The organism is Aquimarina gracilis (assembly GCF_035285365.1).
Classification (GTDB): Bacteria; Bacteroidota; Bacteroidia; order Flavobacteriales; family Flavobacteriaceae; genus Aquimarina; species Aquimarina gracilis.
Genome location: NZ_JAYKLX010000012.1, coordinates 35,566 through 53,845, shown reverse-complemented (window position 1 = coordinate 53,845; position 18,280 = coordinate 35,566). Strand labels below are relative to the sequence as shown.

At 32.7% G+C, this 18,280-nt stretch carries 17 protein-coding genes; all 17 read right to left on the bottom strand.

Features of this window, described 5'->3' with window-relative positions; genetic code table 11:
* Positions 1-21: 21 nt before the first annotated feature.
* The 17 genes from U6A24_RS22165 to U6A24_RS22085 all read right to left on the bottom strand — a co-directional run bounded on the left by U6A24_RS22165 (position 22) and on the right by U6A24_RS22085 (position 18,277).
* On the bottom strand, positions 22-915 hold the full coding sequence (locus tag U6A24_RS22165) for a glycosyltransferase family 2 protein (RefSeq protein ID WP_324182218.1): 894 nt from the start codon (positions 913-915) through the stop codon (positions 22-24).
* A gap of 21 nt (positions 916-936) precedes the next feature.
* Entirely contained in the window at positions 937-2,031 is a 1,095-nt protein-coding gene (locus U6A24_RS22160) for an EpsG family protein (protein ID WP_324182217.1), read from the bottom strand.
* A 53-nt stretch (positions 2,032-2,084) separates the two neighbouring features.
* Positions 2,085-2,999: a hypothetical protein gene (locus U6A24_RS22155; protein ID WP_324182216.1), complete on the bottom strand. Its 915-nt coding sequence runs from the start codon at positions 2,997-2,999 to the stop codon at positions 2,085-2,087.
* 3 nt (positions 3,000-3,002) lie between these two features.
* The gene (locus U6A24_RS22150; protein WP_324182267.1) at positions 3,003-4,334 is read right to left on the bottom strand and encodes an MBOAT family O-acyltransferase; all 1,332 of its coding nucleotides are present in this window, start codon (positions 4,332-4,334) and stop codon (positions 3,003-3,005) included.
* A gap of 125 nt (positions 4,335-4,459) precedes the next feature.
* Positions 4,460-4,699, bottom strand: coding sequence for an acyl carrier protein (locus U6A24_RS22145; protein WP_324182215.1), 240 nt, complete (start codon positions 4,697-4,699; stop codon positions 4,460-4,462).
* A gap of 34 nt (positions 4,700-4,733) precedes the next feature.
* Entirely contained in the window at positions 4,734-6,218 is a 1,485-nt protein-coding gene (locus tag U6A24_RS22140; protein ID WP_324182214.1) for an AMP-binding protein, read from the bottom strand.
* A gap of 59 nt (positions 6,219-6,277) precedes the next feature.
* Entirely contained in the window at positions 6,278-6,850 is a 573-nt protein-coding gene (locus tag U6A24_RS22135; protein WP_324182213.1) for a serine O-acetyltransferase, read from the bottom strand.
* 16 nt (positions 6,851-6,866) lie between these two features.
* Entirely contained in the window at positions 6,867-7,985 is a 1,119-nt protein-coding gene (locus tag U6A24_RS22130) for a glycosyltransferase family 4 protein (protein ID WP_324182212.1), read from the bottom strand.
* Positions 7,985-9,100 (bottom strand): glycosyltransferase family 4 protein, encoded by a 1,116-nt coding sequence (locus tag U6A24_RS22125; protein WP_324182211.1) that lies wholly within the window; start codon positions 9,098-9,100, stop codon positions 7,985-7,987. Before U6A24_RS22125 ends, U6A24_RS22130 begins: the two co-directional genes overlap by 1 nt.
* Before the next feature lie 4 nt (positions 9,101-9,104).
* Positions 9,105-10,658 carry a lipopolysaccharide biosynthesis protein gene (locus U6A24_RS22120; RefSeq protein WP_324182210.1) on the bottom strand — a complete coding sequence of 518 codons (1,554 nt, stop codon included), beginning with the start codon at positions 10,656-10,658 and terminating at the stop codon, positions 9,105-9,107.
* Positions 10,658-11,863 (bottom strand): glycoside hydrolase family 88 protein, encoded by a 1,206-nt coding sequence (locus U6A24_RS22115; RefSeq protein WP_324182209.1) that lies wholly within the window; start codon positions 11,861-11,863, stop codon positions 10,658-10,660. The genes U6A24_RS22120 and U6A24_RS22115 overlap by 1 nt, the downstream gene beginning before the upstream one ends.
* Positions 11,864-11,907: 44 nt before the next feature.
* Positions 11,908-12,462 (bottom strand): acyltransferase, encoded by a 555-nt coding sequence (locus U6A24_RS22110; RefSeq protein ID WP_324182208.1) that lies wholly within the window; start codon positions 12,460-12,462, stop codon positions 11,908-11,910.
* A 21-nt stretch (positions 12,463-12,483) separates the two neighbouring features.
* Positions 12,484-13,674 (bottom strand): polysaccharide pyruvyl transferase family protein, encoded by a 1,191-nt coding sequence (locus U6A24_RS22105; RefSeq protein ID WP_324182207.1) that lies wholly within the window; start codon positions 13,672-13,674, stop codon positions 12,484-12,486.
* Positions 13,675-13,696: 22 nt separating this feature from the next.
* Entirely contained in the window at positions 13,697-14,707 is a 1,011-nt protein-coding gene (locus tag U6A24_RS22100) for a glycosyltransferase family 2 protein (RefSeq protein ID WP_324182206.1), read from the bottom strand.
* Positions 14,700-15,830, bottom strand: coding sequence for a glycosyltransferase (locus tag U6A24_RS22095; RefSeq protein WP_324182205.1), 1,131 nt, complete (start codon positions 15,828-15,830; stop codon positions 14,700-14,702). Before U6A24_RS22095 ends, U6A24_RS22100 begins: the two co-directional genes overlap by 8 nt.
* Positions 15,831-15,853: 23 nt before the next feature.
* Entirely contained in the window at positions 15,854-16,978 is a 1,125-nt protein-coding gene (locus U6A24_RS22090) for a glycosyltransferase (protein WP_324182204.1), read from the bottom strand.
* 18 nt (positions 16,979-16,996) lie between these two features.
* The gene (locus U6A24_RS22085) at positions 16,997-18,277 is read right to left on the bottom strand and encodes a nucleotide sugar dehydrogenase (protein WP_324182203.1); all 1,281 of its coding nucleotides are present in this window, start codon (positions 18,275-18,277) and stop codon (positions 16,997-16,999) included.
* Positions 18,278-18,280: the final 3 nt, after the last annotated feature.

Genomic DNA, 18,280 nt, shown 5'->3' with positions numbered 1-18,280 from the left:
GCAAAACTCTAGTAACACCCATTAAAAATCGTTTTTGGTTTTATATCTAATGTACATATTAAGAAGGATCCCAAATGGAATGGCCAGAATCGTAGTTAGTTTTTTTGGTGACTCTGCCAGGAACGAACCATTTTTTGTAAACATCGAGCTGGAAACATAGTGAATAGCATTTTTAAACTTGTCTTTAAAGTTTTTTGCAAGCTTCATTCTACTTTTTCTTGAAAAAGCAAATCCTTTTGGGTGTCTTCTGTATTGCTTTAAAATATTCATACTAGAGCCATCCTCCATATACTCAACAACACAAAACACCTCATTCACTGGTAGTAACTTATAATCCTGATCAATTAACTGATACAAATATCCTAGCGGCACAAAACGTTCTCCTTCAAAAATAGGGTATTCTGGATATTGCTTTATTACTTCTGTTCTATAAACTAGTTTCTTATCTCCTTTAACACCGTAGCTATTGTATAAATTGTATAGTGTAGTCTCTTTAATATGTTCAGGGATTTTAGTTCCAATAATACTTCCGCTTTCATCGGCATCCAGACCAACAACACCAGCAAATTCGGGCTTATCTTTTATCTGTTCCCAAGAGTTTAAAATTTTCTCTATTGCATCATCTGCCACATAATCATCACTATCAATACAAAAATTTAAAGTAGTGTCAATAAGTCGGTACGCTCCATTATGGCCACCATGCATGCCTTGATTTTCTTGATAATGATAAATTATATCGATCTTACTTTCCTTAATCCATGATGCCACCAAATCCTTTGTATCATCTGTAGAGCCATCATCAATAATAAGCCATACAAAATCTTGATTTGATTGCTTAACTAAACTGTTATAACATTTATGTAAACAATAAGCCCTGTTATAAGTTGGTGTGAATACCGTAACCGTTTTCTTCATATAATTATCAATTATTATTGATTAACCCCAATATAGATAGTACATAAAATATGTAAATCCAAAATATGCCAACATCACCTTTCCCAGCATGAAATGATGATTCTTAAAAAACTTTTGCTTTAGAAAAGGATAAATAATTACCAACCCCATCATGAACCAGGATAAATATGCAAATCTATTTGAATAATTAGCTCTAATGACCAGAACCCAAAACCCATTACAGATTAAATAGGTATTAAGAAGTTGATAATAAAATGGGTCCTTAAAACCTTTTTTATAAATAAAATACCATCCTGCAAAAATTGGAAACGCGCTATAGAACAAAAAGTCCCAACGAAAACCGGTACTTGCAAATGTCCCAGCAGCTGCTTGTGAGGTTAAATATCCAGAAAGTCTGGCATCTCCTCCAAATCCTAAACTACTAAAAAGAGAGATAAACACACCACCTAGTACCAAAGAAAGAGGAATACAAGCGAGCCATCCTTTAAAAAAGACTTTGGGATTGTTATAGAAATAGGTAACAATAAAAGCAAAAATTGGTAAGTAAAGTGTTTTATGAAATAAGGTGGCCCATAAGAAAAATAACGCCATAACAACTTTATTCCTATGATAACACAATCCCCATAAAAAAATCGATGTAGCTGCACCATTTCTAACTCCGTTAACCCCATAGGTCCAAAAAGAAAAAGAGACAATAAACATTACAAAAGCATAGTACCAGTATTCTTTAAATAGACTTTTTGAAATTTTATATAGTGGAAATATGTAGATGAATGCGCAAACAGTAAAAAAGGTATACGGAGAAACAAAACCAGCCAATGTTTTCATAAAAACATGCCAACCGTAATCATTTACTTTGGCAATCTCTGCACCATTTTGATAGCCTTCAAAAGTGACGATATAATTCATCATATCTCCAAAAGCCTCACTAATGGGTCTTTGTCCAATGTATAATATAATAAAGATTAACAATGCATATCCAGAGAAATTGATAAAAGTGATATTTCTATTTTCATCAATTTGCAGTACACGTGTATGTAAAAGTGTGAACAATACCAAAAACAGGCATAAATTAATATACAAAGGATAATATGATGCTATTGGTACAATATCCATTTATTAAAGAAACCTTTTAATTGTGTTATTTATTTTATTTCTCTTCTTGATTCTCATAACGAACTAAATATCGAGTCACATAATGTTGTAGTAAATTCTTTACCAGAAAACTTATCTATATGATGTCCATCATATGTGTTATACTTCTTTTCATACGTATTAAAATCATAATATTTAATACTATTAACTTTGGCTATCGAATCCACCAAATTTTCAAAATTTGGAAAATATTTTCGTTCATATCCAAGAAAATCATTACCAATTGGCATTCTTATCAAAAACACATTTCCATGATGTTTTAGCTTTTGAATTAAATTACTTAGGCTTTGCATCCTCACTCTGGATATTTTGTATTTTTCAACATCCCTCAAGAATAACGAAATCTGGTTATCCTTCCATTCCTCATAAACAGCCTTATCTGTCGGTAAATTTGTTTCTTCTAACCAACCATTTTTGTGCACTTTTGATTTTTGCCTGAATACTGCTTTAAAGTGAAAAAGTGATATGTTTTTAATCAGGTACTCATAATTTGGATTTATTGAAACAAAATTCATGTTATGCGGTGGTTGACCTGCTTCTCTAAATTCTCCTTCTTCATCATTAAAATTGTCATGGGTGGTTAACATCTCGGGGGTAATAGAAATAACAAAAATCCCATTTTTTGTTGCGGTATCTAATTTTTTAAAGATACTCTCATTATACAATGGACCAATAATCGCTTGTGCAATTGTAAAACTATAATTTAAAACAGGAACATCAAACCCTTTACTTTCAAAATATTGGTTCATTATATGCGGTTGTATTCCTTGAAAACTTCTTGAATCTCCTATAATCATAGATTTAGCTTTAGGAGAAGTAAATTTCTCATAAAAATAATCTACATTACCGCCATAATTCATAAGAATGAATGTGATTATCGTTAAACATATCCCCCAAAAAAGACCCAATTTTAAAATTAATACCTTCATGACCTAGAATTGAAAATAAATAAATGTTTCAGCACTTCTTCCAAAAAATAATAGCAATAGAAAGATAAGTATATACGATCCCCACCTTATGAAAATATTGTATGAGTTGATCTCAAAATCATGTTTTCTTTCTCGATTAATCCATTCTATAAATACAAAAAAGAAAATAAGCACTATTGTTACTAATGTTGTTGTATTTAAAATAGTGTTGGGAACATCAACAATGCTAAAAGAGAAGATTCTTTTTAAATAATCCAAAGCATGACTCACACTATTGGCTCTAAAAAACACATCTGTTAGCATTATTAAAATGAATAACGCTATCATTTTAGACAACTCTTTTAATGAAGGTATTTGTTTCCCTTTGGCTACAATTTCTGAGGAATTCATTTTTCCTTTATACACAAGAGGAATAAAATAAATACCATGCAATAAACCATAGGCTACAAAGGTCCAATTTGCACCGTGCCAAAAACCTACCAAAACAAAAGTAATAACAATTGAGAAAATCAATCCCTTCTTCTGATGTCTTCGAAGTATAAATGAAAGTGGAGTAAATACATAATCCAACATCCAGGTTGTTAATGAAATATGCCATTTTCTCCAAAAGTCACTAATATTTGTAGAGAAAAATGGTGTTGCAAAATTACGCATTAGCTGTATTCCAAATAATTTGGATATACCAATTGCCATATTCGAATACCCCGAAAAGTCGGCATACAATTGTATGGCATAAAAGAAAGTCCCTAATAGTAAAACACTTCCAGGCTTATCTTGATAGTCATTAAAAATTGGATTGGCAATAGCCGCACAATTTTCGGCGACAACAATTTTGGCAAAAAGTCCCCATAATATTTGTCGCAAACCGTCTACAAAAACATTATATGTAAGAACTCTTTTTTCTTGTATTTGTGGAATAAAACCAGCTGCTCTTTCAATAGGTCCTGATAAAATTTTTGGAAAAAAAGCTACAAAGACTGAAAAATCCAGAAAATCCTTGGTAGGTTCAACCTCTTCATTAAATACATCTATAAGATATCCTAAGGTTTGAAATGTAAAAAAACTAATTCCCAAAGGAAGAAGAATTGTCAACGAATTATAACTGGATTCTACTCCAAAAAAATTAAGCAGTTCGAAAAAACCTTGATAGAAAAAATTAAAGTATTTAAAATAGAGAAGTAATCCAACATTAAAAATTACTCCTAGGTATAGGTAAATACTTCTTTTCCTATCTTCTTCTGTTTCATGTATTTTTAACCCTAAATAAAAGTTCACCAATGTGCTCGTCACAAGTAATACCAAAAACCGCCAGTCTGCCCATACATAAAAAAACACACTCGCCAATAACAAGAAGATATTTTGTAACGTCTTTGTTCTTTTAAAAACTACCCAATACAGTAACAGAACAGGTATAATGAACGCAACAAAGTTGAAAGAGTTAAAAACCACGTCTTTGTTAATTAAATTTTGCTTTGGATAACATTGATTAATGATCCCATGTTTTTTAGCTTATTTAGGTCTCTGAGCTTAAATTTTATTCCAAAATGTTCTTCTATCTTGGTAATAATCATCATATGTGATAGTGAATCCCAACCATCAACATCCTTCGCAGTTAGTTCATCATGCATTTCAAAGTTGTTATGTTCTAGGACTGATACCAGAACATTACTTACCTTTTCTTTTACTAAACTTGTTTCCATTTTACTTGTATTTGCTATTACTTACTTCATCTGATTAAGTAAACATCTCCTTAAGTTTTTTTCTATCAGTTTTTCCATTTGTATTTAAAGGAAAACTATCGATAAATTTGATTTGTGTGGGTATCATATACTGCGGAAGTTTTGTCTTTAAATCTTCTAATAGTTGCTTTACATCAAAGGCATCAGACTCTATAACCAATCCAATTTCTGTGTTTTTAATCTTATTCACAAAAGCTACTGCTACCACGTTCATTTTATGTAATGAAGCTTTTGTGTGAAATTCGATTTCAGACAACTCAACCCTAAAACCTTGTATTTTTGCTTGAAAGTCGACTCTTCCTAAATACAAAATATCTCCTTCATGATCTACAGTACATAAATCCCCTGTTCTATAGAATCTGGTAGGTCTTCCCTTATATTCTTTTATAAAAAAAGTTTCTTTATTCTTTTCTTCGTTCTTCCAATATCCAGGGGTGAGCTGTGTTCCGCTTAAACACAACTCTCCTTTTTCTCCAAAGGGGACTTCATTATAATCTTCATCAACTATAATGGTCGTAGTATTTTTCATATCGCTACCAATAGTCAAAACTCCATTATATGCCTTATTCTTCTCTTCCCTCTTATAGGTATAATCCGTACAAAAAATAGTGCATTCTGTAGGTCCATAGACATTAGCAATAGTAGCATTAGGAACACATTTACTCCATTCTTCGGTAACATCGAGCGGAAGTGCTTCTCCACAAAAAAGACTAAATTTCATGTTCGGACAATCAATTTCATCGAAATACGGTCGTACATAGTGTAAAATTGAAGGTACCATTAACGCAAATGTAAGCTCATGATCCTCCATTAATTCAAAAATATAACTATACTTAATCTCATCTTTAGGAATGGTGTATACGCATGCTCCCTTTAAAATGGGTGCCAAATAAGACATTACAGATAAATCAAAAGTAAGTTCAAACATCTGCAAACATCGATCATCCTTTGCAATAGTATAACCCAGATCCCAAAAAGCATCAATAAAACTTGACAAATTACCAAAAGTAATAGGTACTCCTTTTGGAGTTCCTGTAGTGCCCGATGTAAAAAATATATATGCCAAATCACCTTGAGTGGTTTCTTTGGGAATCAGATTTATTTTTGAACGTGTAAGCCCTTTTGTTTGAATAGTATTGGTTTCTTCAAAAACTTTTTTGGCAGATGAATCAAGCACAGTACCAATATTGGCTTGTTTTATGATTGTATTATTTCGAGAAATTGGAAATTCGGGATTTAAAGGAACATATGCTTTCCCTTCCATCCACAAGGCAATGATTGAGGCATACGTATAAATATCATCATTGCAAACCAATCCGATGTTTATCTCATCATTGCTTACTGACTTTTGTATGCTCTCTCTTATTCCCGATATGATCTCTGCTAGTTTATGATAGCTATAATCAACTCCAGCTATATAAAAAGAGCTTCTATCAAGATTACTTTCGATAGACTTTTGTATGTCTGCAACTAAATTCATTAAACTCCCAATTTATCTGTAAACTCAAACAAAGTAGTTCACAGACAATTTAATTAAATTTATACTCGTTTTCCGTCTTTTTTCACTATACGCGCAGGGTTACCAACAACGACACAGTTATCAGGAACATCTTTAACCACTACTGATCCTGCTCCTACAACGCAATTATTCCCAATGGTAATATCACCTATAACGATTGCTCCAGTATATAATGAAACATTATCGCCAATTGTAGGCCTTTTTCCTTCAACCTCACCAACAGTAACCAAATGATTTACATAAAGGTTTTCTCCTATGCTTTTGGCATTCAAAATTGTACTGTATGGATGACCCGTAAGGACTCCTCCGCCTAATTTTGTATTGATGTCAATTCTAAAGTATTTTTCCCTTCTACAATAGAGATTAAGTATGTGTGAAATTATTCCCCGAGTTCGAAAATAAAAAATAGTTCTGAAATCTGGCGAATTTGCCAAAAAATTTAGCAATAAAGATATATTGCTACCCGATAAACTTTTGGCGCTTTTCCATCTTTGGATATCTTTATCAATATCTTTCTTGTTACCACTAAATTTATAAACCATTAGATGTGGTAATAAAAAGATTTTATAAATATTTAAAATTAGTGCTCGCATTTTTAAAGGTACTCGTTTATTTCGATAATTCTTCAAACATCTTTTTCCACCGGCCCATTATGTTGTCAATTTTATAGTTGTATGAATTCTTTCTGGCATTTTCACCTAATTCTTTACGTTTTTTATTATCCCCCATTAATTTAATCAATTGATCGGCAAAAACCTCATTATTATAATGCGGTATTAAAATTCCATTATCCGTGTTAATAATATTACCCGGTCCATGTGGGCAATCAAAAGATACAATTGGTAATCCACATGCTTGTGCTTCTAATAAAACTAAAGGAAAACATTCATTATGTGACGTCATTACATACATTGATGAATGTAGCATCTTGTTCTGAATATCATCTGTTGACCCTTGAAATATAAGAGTATCCTGTAAATTGTTATCCTTAACTTTCTTTTTCAACTCATCTATGTAAACGGGTTCTCCATCTCCATAAATATGAAGTTCCCATTCTGGGTATTTTGGACTTACCTTATTCCAAATATCTATTAAAATATCATACCCTTTCACTGGTGCAATTCTTCCTGCAGAAATTACAACCTTACTTGATACATCTGAAACATTTTCTGGATAAAAGGTTAATGGATTGGGTATTATTATGGTGTTGTTTGTCCTATAATATTCCACCTCATTTGGGTTTAATACTATCAATCTATCGTATTTACCTTCAACATAATCGGCAAACTTCAGGAAATACTTCTTGAACAAACTTCTGGGGTTCTTCCTTTTTTCTATTTCAATGAATTTGGAATAATGAAATTCTTTTGCCTTGGGAATCTTTTTATTTATGAAAGGAACAAAATAAGTATCTGCGCTATGACTGCATACAACCACCACATTAGGATTTATCTTTTTAATTATTGATTTTGTCCTCTTAATGTGTTTAGGTAGTTTCTTTAGATTGGTCGGATGGAAATATGATTTTTTTCTATTGTAGTTTATTTTAAGGTCATGAAAGGTTATTTTTTTATCAAATTCATAACAAAAAGGATTGTCCTTCTGTTCTGAAGTTATGATAAATACTTCATAATTAGGTTTTGAAGCAAAGTAATTTGCTTTAATAGAAAGTACCCTTTCGATTCCTCCATGCAAGTATACCTGATCAATTATAAATACGATTCTCATTATACTGAAGTATTTATTAAGCTTTGAAATAAATCATCCCACTCTTTACATACCTTTTCTGGAAGATATTTCTTTATCGACTTTCTAGCTTGCAAGCCCATATCTTTTCTTAACGAATCATTTTCTATAAGAGAATTTATACTTTGAGCTAGGGCAATTACATCGCCATTTTCAACCAAATAACCATCTTTTCCATGAGTTATTATATCTGAAGGGCCGAACGGGCAATCAAAAGATACACAGGGTACTCCATAAGCCATGGCTTCTATCAAGACCATTCCAAATCCCTCGTACCGTGATGACATTACATATATTGCGGCTTCCTCATATTGTTTTTGGATTGTTTTTGTTGGAGGAAAAAATGAAACACTATCTTCAATGTTCAGATCTGACGCCATTGCAAATAGCTCTTGATCAGGATCCATTTTACCATAAATTTCAAGTTTCCAATCGGGATGTTTTTCAGAAACGTTTTTCCAGGAATGTAATAAACGATCATACCCTTTTTGATAGCATTGTTTGCCTACTGCCAAAACTTTATTATTTTGAAGGCTACTCGTGGATTCTTCTTCAGGGTAAAAAGATAAAGGGTTTGGGATAACCTTAAGGTTATTTAGGTTCCAATCGTTAAGGTTACCTTCGGTAAGCACAACAAATCGATCATATTTTTTGGCAAGCTTGTTCATCAAAAAATATTTAAAACTTACCAATTTTTTTTTGAAAAAACCTAAAGAATCACTTTGAACCGCTATATTCTTTGACACATGTCTTTCATATATTTTTGGGCATTTATTTTTAATTAAAGCTGGTAGAAAAAAAGCTTTCAAACCATCATCGCAAACCAAAATAATATTTGGATCGACTTTATCGATTACTTTATTGATTCCATTCGCATAGGCTTTGATATAGGATAGTGGATTCCCGCCTACAGAAATATCATGATACTTCAGTTTTTCACTGAAATCATAAAACAAAGGTTCTTCACCTTGATTCAGAGTAAGTATATGAACTTCGTAACCTAGATGTTCTGCAAGATAACTTGCTTTTATAGAAAGTACTCGTTCTAAACCTCCTGACCCGCAAATCTGATTCGTTATGTATAAAATCCTATTCAAAACACTAGCCTTTTTTAATTTTACCAAGAATCGAATGATATGATGCCTTATATGTTTGCACTACCTTCTCAAATTCGGGGGTTTTTCGGTAAAACAAAACAATTAAAGTATTAGGAATTATTAAACATAATACGGCTTTGATCATAATATTTATTATAGTCGAAAAATCGCATAGTTGTGCCAAATAATAGGTTATTAATCCCGCAACACAAATTACTATGAGATAGATTAAAAATTTCTTTAGATAGACAATTGGGGGAATTTTTAAACCCAATTTGAATACGATGTAGGGATCATACCAAAAATTGGAAACTAAACGAGAAAGTGCAGTAGCCATCAAAATACCAAATAATCCCAACCAATGTCCCAAAGCAAAAGAAAAAACGAGGTTAAGAACCGCTGTCAACATAACGAGATACTTACCTTCATTAAAATAACCATAGGTAGTTTTAAATGTCCAAATAGCATTTTGCATCCCAACCATAAAGAAATTAATAGCCAACATCACCGAGATCGATAATGGTAACGTAAAATTTTCACCTACCCAAAGTGTAATAAAATCATTCATCAAAATGATAATACAAATGCCACAAAAACCATAAATCCAAAAGTTGGCCAAATTTACCATACTAAAGATCTCATATTGCTTTTCCTGACTCTCAATAGCATTTACCTGTGCAATACTTGCTGAGATATTCGTGAAAATTTGTGCAATAAATGTGGTGAGAATCCCAATCAGCATTGTATAGTTTGTAAGGTATCCTAATAATGCAAGGCCAGAAAAATAATTAATGATAATATTATCTGTATTATTAACCATAACGCCACCTATTCTAATAAGAAACGTGGCTTTTGCATTAGAAATAATCTTACTTTTAATGACTTTGTCAATTTTTTCTTTTTTGTACTTTTTAAGAAATGGGTATGTTCTATCTACAATATAAGAAATGGTGACATTGCCCAAGAATTGAAATATTAATTGAGCTGCCAAATAATACACAAAGTTTTGAGTAACTATTAGAATTATAATCTGTGCAACATTTTGCAGTATATAAAACACAGCATAATTAAGTGTAGTAATATAATTACGCTGATCTGCATTAAGCAACGCCGTTTTATATGTGAAAAAATAGGTAGATGCAGTATTGAATAAAAAGAATAAATACAAAAATGATATATCCTCAACAATACTTACTGGTTTTTCTTCTATAATTTGATTCAAAAAAGGAATTACACATAACCCAATAATAAATACAGCTATACCGATTGTTATATAAACTTTTCTATACAACCTCATAATGGTTGCAAGCGTCTTTTCATCTTTTTCGGCCAAAGGTTTATACAAAGAATAGATAAAAGCTACACCAACACCCAATTCAGTTAAACTCAATATCGAAAGTATACTGCTAAAAAGCCCATTAACTCCTAGGTACTCTACTGCGAGGTATTTTATAAATACTGTCCTACTTATAAAACCTACGATAGCCTGAAGCAACTGGCCTACAAATCCAGCGCCAATATTACGTATAGAGTTTAATGTTCTTGAATCGGTATTCATTAATCCCCTTTGTTATCTTGTTTCTTTATTACACTATTGAAGTCAACCACAAGCCTTACTGTGAGCCCTTGCACAAATGGCATAAGGTCGAATGTTTTTGCATAATCCCCAATACCTTTGGTATCTCCTTGACAAAAATCAATTACTCCGTTTCTTCTTGTTACCTTCATCAAACTAGCAATACATTTTTCTGCAGCCGATAAATATGTTGGATTTCCAGAAATTTTGAAAGCATTTAAAAACAACCATCCAGCCAGCGTAGTTATCGAAGAATCATGCCTGAATCCTTTTACAAAAAGCATTGCTCCAAAGCTCCCATTTTCTCGTTGAAACTGAAGCGTATCATCAGCCGTTTTGATAATTAATTCTTTCAAAAAATCTTTTCGCTCATGATCTTTTGGCAGTTCATTATACATATCCACAAGACCAAGAATAAACCATCCTAGGCCTCTTCCCCATCCATAGATTCCCAAAGGTGCATTTTGTTTGATATCAAAAGCATGGGCCGGAATATTTATACTCTCGAGAAAAGCTTTCTTCTTGTATTCTTCTATTTGGTGAAATGCCAAATCGATGTACTTGGGTTCATTAAAATTTACCCCATAAAAAGTAAGAAAAGGGCATATAAAACCAATGGTATCTACAAAACGAATATCGGGAATGAAATCGCGATAGAAAATAGTCCCATCTTCTCCTCTATTATTCTCAATTAAGGCAATAGTTTCATGTAATGCCGGTTCTATTTTTTTTGTATCTGAAACATGTTTTGCCATTGCATAAGCCAAAATGACTCCATCTACATGTGGTGGAATAGTTTTCCATTTTCCTGTAGCATTATCGATCTTATTGGAAATAAATGTATCAATATTGGTATTATGACTTCCTTGGTTATTTTTAGAATACGTCGAACTTCCTAAAACTAACCCTCCCTCTTGCCAACTTTGAATACTACTGCTTTTATATTTCCTTTTTAAAAGGTCCAGAAAAACATATCGTTCATTATCGGTAATCTTTACCGTGGGAGTTTTTTTAAGCCATTCAACAGTTACTCTATTAATTTGTTGAAGCCAATCCTCTTGTTTAGTCCATCTTCCAATGTGAATTCTATAAAACACACTTCTGAAATGTAAAAACAAATCAATGCCTATGATGATAAAAAATATCAGAAGAAGGATTACTAATAAAGAAGTAACTATTAGATTCATGTATTTTATTTTAATAATTTCATATTCAATAAGTAAGACTCAAATTAGACCACATATCCTATTTTATCATCTAAATCTTTACTCATTTTCTTTCTCATTTCTTCGGTGATTCCGTTATGAACAGTCCATTTTTCATCATATTTCACTGCCGCCTTAAGTGACTCTCTATGTTTCTGTATATAAACATCAGTCTTTGCTATTTCTCTGGCAGGGTTTCCCCCCACAATTGTATTTGGTGGCACAGATTTCACAACAACACTACCAGCAGCAACGATAGAATTTTCTCCAATTGTCACTCCGGGCATAATTAAAGCTCTGGCACCTATAAATGTTCCATCTTTGATTTTAATTTTGGCAATCTTTGTGTATCCTAATTCTCTTTTAGTACTAGCGTCGTGTGCCAAAAGGTACACCTGTGGGGCAAAAACTACGTTATTACCAATTTCTATGAGCCAACAATGCGAATAATCAAAAGTAACTTCATTTAACTGCTGTACATTATCGCCAACTTTCATCCCCATTTTTATACAGTCCTGATATGAGATTTTGTTGTTCAATCCCAAAACTCGCTTTAGTATATTTTTTAATCTCTGCAACATGGCTAATAGTTTTAAGATTATCTATTTCAATTCGGCAATCTCTTTTGCAGCGGTTACAATTCTTGATTTGTATTCTGGCATCATGGCAACCAAAGATTTCCTTATTTCGGCTTCTCTTGTAGCAAATTCTTTAAATTGGTTAATTAGATCATCTTTTTCTTTTAAAGACTGAACTGGAAAAACATACCCTTCTTCTGTTCCAAAAAGATCTCTGGCAATACCTAATGCTTTAACAGAATACCCTACAACCAATGTTGGTACACACTGAGAGTAGGCGGCTATCGAAGCATGAGTTCTGGCTGTAATCAGAATATTACATTTAGAAATCACATATTTAAGTTGCATACAATTTAGACTATCATCTTCTGCCACAAATACAACTCTTCCAGAATCTTTAAATTCATTATAGAGCTTTCTCAGCGGTTGTCTATCATCATTGTGATCCCACATAACATGAGGAATTAAAGCAATCTGGTGATTTGTCTCATTAATCAAATACTTAATAAGTTCTGTATAATTGGCAAATGCTGCTCCCTCATTTTCTTCGTATGACATAATTAGAGGGCTAAGGTTGATCCCTATAGTATTGCCTTCTTCAAAACCTGACGGAAGTGCTACTTCTTCTTTATCCAACAAAAATGCGGGATCAGGACAAAGCCTTGCTCCTGTCACTCCTTTTTCTAGCAAAGCATTATATGTAATGGTTTCTCTGGCAAAGACAAACTTATATTGTTTCAGGTCATCTACCATTTCTTTATCCATTGCCTTAGGCTCAATAGAACATCCCCAAAGGATCGTATTTGATCCTTTTTTGCGAATAAGTTGGTTCATGAAATAAATAAGACCTGGTCGTCCGTAGCAATAATTATCACCTCCAATTGATAATGCCAATGTATTTCTATCTGCATTTTTGAGGATATTGCGATATCCAAGTTTATCAAAATAATCCTTATCCCCAAGTAAATTTTTCTTAACAGCTCCTACTAGATAATCCAAAGAAAATTTTGAAGTTAGAGGTACGAACTCATCCATTACCTTACACACGGTATCCAAGCCAGATTTCTGATCTTCATTTTTTCTTGTGGAAAACAAAACCTTATCATTAAAGGTATTGGGCACAGCTTCAGACATTATATCCAGTGTTGATCTTACAATAGCCTCGCAGCCGTGATTTCCACTTCCCCCATGCGGATACATAATTAGCTTATTCATAATTCTTTATTTTGGTCTTTTTTTATTTAAACAATATTTTGGTAATTAATACATAGAGTGTCGACAATTTATTCTTCATTAAAAAGATAATCCATCCAGCATACTTTTTTGTGTCGACATATGGATAGCTCTCTATAAGCATCTTGTTATTTAATAGTTTTTTTAAATTTAATCTCTTGGCTTTATCATCCAGAGACTTATCTTTTGCAATAGCAAACATATCGTTATACACATAGTCAAACATACGATTATGTAGAAGTGATTTAAAGCTATAAGACTCTATTCCTATTTCCTTAAGAAAATTTAGAATTCCAGTATGTAATCTCTCAACAATTTCAATCTTGTCATTCAACCTTTTCTTTGATAATGAATTGACATTATCCTGGATATATGACCAATATACTTTGTTGGTAACTACAATCCTGGAGGTAAGTTTCAGATATTCTAAATTGAATAATAAATCTTCCCCATAAGATAAGGACGTATCAAAAAAGATGTTTGATTTTTGTAATAGCCCTCGTTTATACAATTTATTAACAGGACCAAACATCAAAAACTTATCAAACAGTTGATATAATACATCTTCATCGGGCGTTTTCATATCGAATGCGTGATTCCCTGCTTCCCAATAATCGAGCTCTTCAAGTTCATTATTTAGAGATTTTATACCACAAATCACATAATCTCCTTCATTATTTTGCATACAATCATACAAGGTTTCTATATATTCTTTGGTCATAAAATCATCACTATCCAAAAACTGGATAAAATCTCCAGTAGCAGTTTTTAAACCCGTATTTCTAGCATTTGACACCCCTTGATTAGAGATATCAATTATTTGTATTCTGTGATCCTTTGAAGCAAACGTATTGCAAATTGCCAGACTATTATCTTTTGAGCCATCATTAACAAGAATAATTTCTAAATTCTTATAGGACTGATTGCAAATTGAATCTATACAACGGTCCAAATATTTCTCGGCGTTGTATATTGGAACAATAACACTTATTAATGGATGTTCTTGATTATTCATATGCCCACATCATTTCAATTTGCGCAATAGTTGCTTCAATATCAAAATCTTTACTACGTTCCTTACTTTTTTTTCTATAATGAGCTCTTAAAGATTCGTCTTCAAGAATTTGTTTTAGTCCCTTATATAGATCCTCTTCATTATTTTTGGTAATAACCCCGTATTCATTATCTCCTAATAGTTCTTTCATTCCTGAACAATTAGTAGAAAGTACGGGCATACCTAAGATTAAAGCTTCGGTAACTACCGTGCTGAATCCTTCGGATCGCGAAGAGCATACAAATACATCTGAAGCTTGTACAAATTGGTAAGGATTTTTTTGAAAGCCAAACAATGTAACTCTATCTTCTAATTGGCTATCTTGGATGTATTTCTCGAGATTTTCTCTTTCTATTCCTTCACCAATAATCCATAGCTCAAAATTAAAGCCTTCTTCTAACAATTTTTTGGTTATCACTAGTAACCTGTCATAGCCTTTTTGATGTTCGAGACGACCTACAGTAATAAGTCGAAGTCTTTGTTTTTCTTGAATATCAATAGGTTGTTTTGACTTTTCAAGAATTTCATTCCTATTTACCGGATTGTATTTTACTTTTAATTTATCGGTAATTTCAAACTTTCTGGAAAAAGCATTCTGTACACTTTCTGAAACACTAACAATATGATCAAATTGTTGATAGCATTTTTTTTCTTGTTTTATATTTTTATAGGCGATTGCGGTCCAATGATTCATATGAAGATCTGCATGCACCCAAGCGACTTTGATCGATTTTGGATTCGAAGAGCCGCTTATGATTTTTGTACTATACCCCTCAATAAATGCAACTTCTACATCATACTTTCCTCTCACAAACAGCTTATAAAACAACTTTGGAGAAAAGTGATCATAGATTAGTAATTTGGATTTATTTACAATTCTCATCCATAAACTCCCAAAAAATCCTTTATCACCTAGATCCTGGTCGAAAATATAATTGTAAGCAATATGAGATGGAAAAATTTGCGAATCAAACTCTTCCTTTTTAAGACCATATAATGTGATGTTATAGACTTGCGGATCCAAATGCCTTAAAAGCGTTTGCAATATTTTTTCTGCCCCACCTGCATAAAGGCTATTATTCATAAAAAGTATGTTTGTCTTTTTTTTCATAACAGCTCTTCAATACTTTTTATAGTAGCCTTGATATCAAAATCAGTACTTCTTTCCTGACTTTTTTTGGTGTAATGAGATTGTAGCAATTTATCTTCAAGAAATTTCTTTAATCCAAAATATAAACTTTCAGTATTATTTTCGGTAATAATTCCATATTCATTATCTCCCAAAAGCTCCTTCATTCCAGAACAATCTGTGGCGATTACAGGTTTACCCAAAATTAAAGCTTCGGTAACTACGGTACTAAAACCCTCGGATCTTGATGAACATACAAAAGCATCAGAAAGACGTATATACTTATAAGGGTTTTTTTGAAACCCTTGAAGTGTTACCACATCTTCCAGTTTATATTTTGCTATTGCACTCTCTAATTCTAATCTTCTCGAACCTTCTCCAACAATCCATAATTCAAAATCAAAATCTGGTTTTAATTTATGTACCACCTCTAGAAGACGGTCATACCCTTTTTGTGGTTCTAATCGGCCAACTGTAACAAATCGCAGGCCTTTTTTGTCTTCGCTTTTCAAACTTTCGTTTGATCTAGAAATAATATCTTTTCTATTAACAGGATTATATTTTACAGAAAGTTTTTCTTTAATTCCAAATCTTTTGGAAAAGGCATTTTGCACACTTTCGGCAACACTAGCAATATGATCAAATTTTTTGTAGGTATTAATTTCTTCCTCAAGATTTTTATACTCGATTTTGGTCCAATGATTTGCAAATAGATCAATATGAACCCAAGCAATTTTTTTTGAATTTGGGTTAGAAGAATTGCCAATAATTTTGGTACTAAAGCCTTCTAAAAAAGCGATCTCTACATCATATTTACCCTTAATGAATAAGGAATGAAATAGTTTGGGGGGTAACTTGCGTAATAATTTATACTTAAAGCCATACCATTTTTTTTGTAAAACACCCTTGTACGTTTCTTCACTAGCAAGGATACTTTTATAGGTGCAGATGGTACCTAGATACTCGTTATACACGCCTACATCTACCAAAGAGCATACTGTAACATCATACTTGGTCGCATCCAAATTTGATACAAGGTCTGTAAGAACTTTTTCAGCCCCGCCTCCAGAAAGGCTTTCTACAAAAAATAATATTTTTTTCACTTTTTAATGATAAATCATTTACAATCTACCGTGAACATTTTCTTTCAAAATCCCCTTCACATCATACAGAACACCATTCGGTTCAAGTATGTCACCAAGGTTAATATTCAGAAATTCTTTATGCGCAACAGTTAGGACAATTGCATCAAACTTTTGACTTGGTAAATCATTGGTAGTTTCAAGATTGTACTCGTGCTTTACATCTTCAGGATTTGCCCAAGGATCAAAAATGGTAACCTGAGTTCCAAAACCTTTTAAATGCTCTATAACATCAACAGCTCTGGTATTTCGAACATCGGGGCAATTTTCTTTGAATGTAACTCCTAAAACCAAAACATTAGCTCCTTTAATTCTTATATCATGATTCACCATTAATTTAATAACCTCTGAAGCTACATATTGTCCCATACTATCATTCAACCTTCTTCCGGCAAGGATAATTTCAGGGTGATAGCCAAACTCCTGAGCTCTTTGTGCAAGATAATACGGATCGACCCCTATGCAATGTCCACCTACAAGGCCAGGTTTAAATGGAAGAAAATTCCATTTAGTCCCCGCAGCAGCAAGAACATCATTGGTATCAATATTCATCAAATTAAAAATCTTGGCAAGTTCATTTACAAAAGCAATGTTTATATCTCTTTGAGAGTTTTCTATCACTTTTGCTGCTTCTGCCACTTTTATTGTAGGTGCCAAATGGGTTCCTGCCGTTATTACAGAAGCATACAGATCATCTACTTTTTTCCCAATTTCTGGAGTAGATCCAGCAGTAACTTTAAGAATCTTTTCTACGGTATGCTTTTTATCTCCAGGATTAATTCGTTCTGGAGAATAACCCGCATAAAAATCTTTATTAAATTTTAAACCGCTTACCTTTTCTAATACAGGTATGCATTCCTCTTCGGTAACTCCAGGATACACTGTAGATTCGTAAATAACGATATCGTCTTTTTTTAAGACTTTACCTACCGTTTCACTTGATTTATATAAAGGAGTAAGATCGGGTCTATTGTTTTTATCTACCGGTGTCGGAACCGTTACTACATAGTAATTGCAATCTCTAATATCCTCCAAATCGGCAGAGCAATAGAGTCCTACCTCAGAACTAGACGACTTTTTAAGAACCGATTGAAGCACATCGTCTTCAACTTCAAGGGTAGTATCTTTACCAGATCTTAACGCGTCAATTCTATTTTGATTAATATCAAAACCCACGACAGAATATTTGGTAGCAAACAACCTTGCCAATGGTAATCCAACATATCCTAAACCTATGATGGCTATTTTAATGTCTTGCATCTA

Excerpts from the sequence above, each read along its gene's own strand:
- U6A24_RS22165 (WP_324182218.1), bottom strand. The coding sequence starts at position 915 with ATGAAGAAAACGGTTACGGTATTCACACCAACTTATAACAGGGCTTAT.
- U6A24_RS22160 (WP_324182217.1), bottom strand. The coding sequence starts at position 2,031 with ATGGATATTGTACCAATAGCATCATATTATCCTTTGTATATTAATTTA.
- U6A24_RS22155 (WP_324182216.1), bottom strand. The coding sequence starts at position 2,999 with ATGAAGGTATTAATTTTAAAATTGGGTCTTTTTTGGGGGATATGTTTA.
- U6A24_RS22145 (WP_324182215.1), bottom strand. The coding sequence starts at position 4,699 with ATGGAAACAAGTTTAGTAAAAGAAAAGGTAAGTAATGTTCTGGTATCA.
- U6A24_RS22140 (WP_324182214.1), bottom strand. The coding sequence starts at position 6,218 with ATGAATTTAGTTGCAGACATACAAAAGTCTATCGAAAGTAATCTTGAT.
- U6A24_RS22135 (WP_324182213.1), bottom strand. The coding sequence starts at position 6,850 with ATGCGAGCACTAATTTTAAATATTTATAAAATCTTTTTATTACCACAT.
- U6A24_RS22130 (WP_324182212.1), bottom strand. The coding sequence starts at position 7,985 with ATGAGAATCGTATTTATAATTGATCAGGTATACTTGCATGGAGGAATC.
- U6A24_RS22120 (WP_324182210.1), bottom strand. The coding sequence starts at position 10,658 with ATGAATACCGATTCAAGAACATTAAACTCTATACGTAATATTGGCGCT.
- U6A24_RS22115 (WP_324182209.1), bottom strand. The coding sequence starts at position 11,863 with ATGAATCTAATAGTTACTTCTTTATTAGTAATCCTTCTTCTGATATTT.
- U6A24_RS22110 (WP_324182208.1), bottom strand. The coding sequence starts at position 12,462 with ATGTTGCAGAGATTAAAAAATATACTAAAGCGAGTTTTGGGATTGAAC.
- U6A24_RS22105 (WP_324182207.1), bottom strand. The coding sequence starts at position 13,674 with ATGAATAAGCTAATTATGTATCCGCATGGGGGAAGTGGAAATCACGGC.
- U6A24_RS22100 (WP_324182206.1), bottom strand. The coding sequence starts at position 14,707 with ATGAATAATCAAGAACATCCATTAATAAGTGTTATTGTTCCAATATAC.
- U6A24_RS22095 (WP_324182205.1), bottom strand. The coding sequence starts at position 15,830 with ATGAATAATAGCCTTTATGCAGGTGGGGCAGAAAAAATATTGCAAACG.
- U6A24_RS22085 (WP_324182203.1), bottom strand. The coding sequence starts at position 18,277 with ATGCAAGACATTAAAATAGCCATCATAGGTTTAGGATATGTTGGATTA.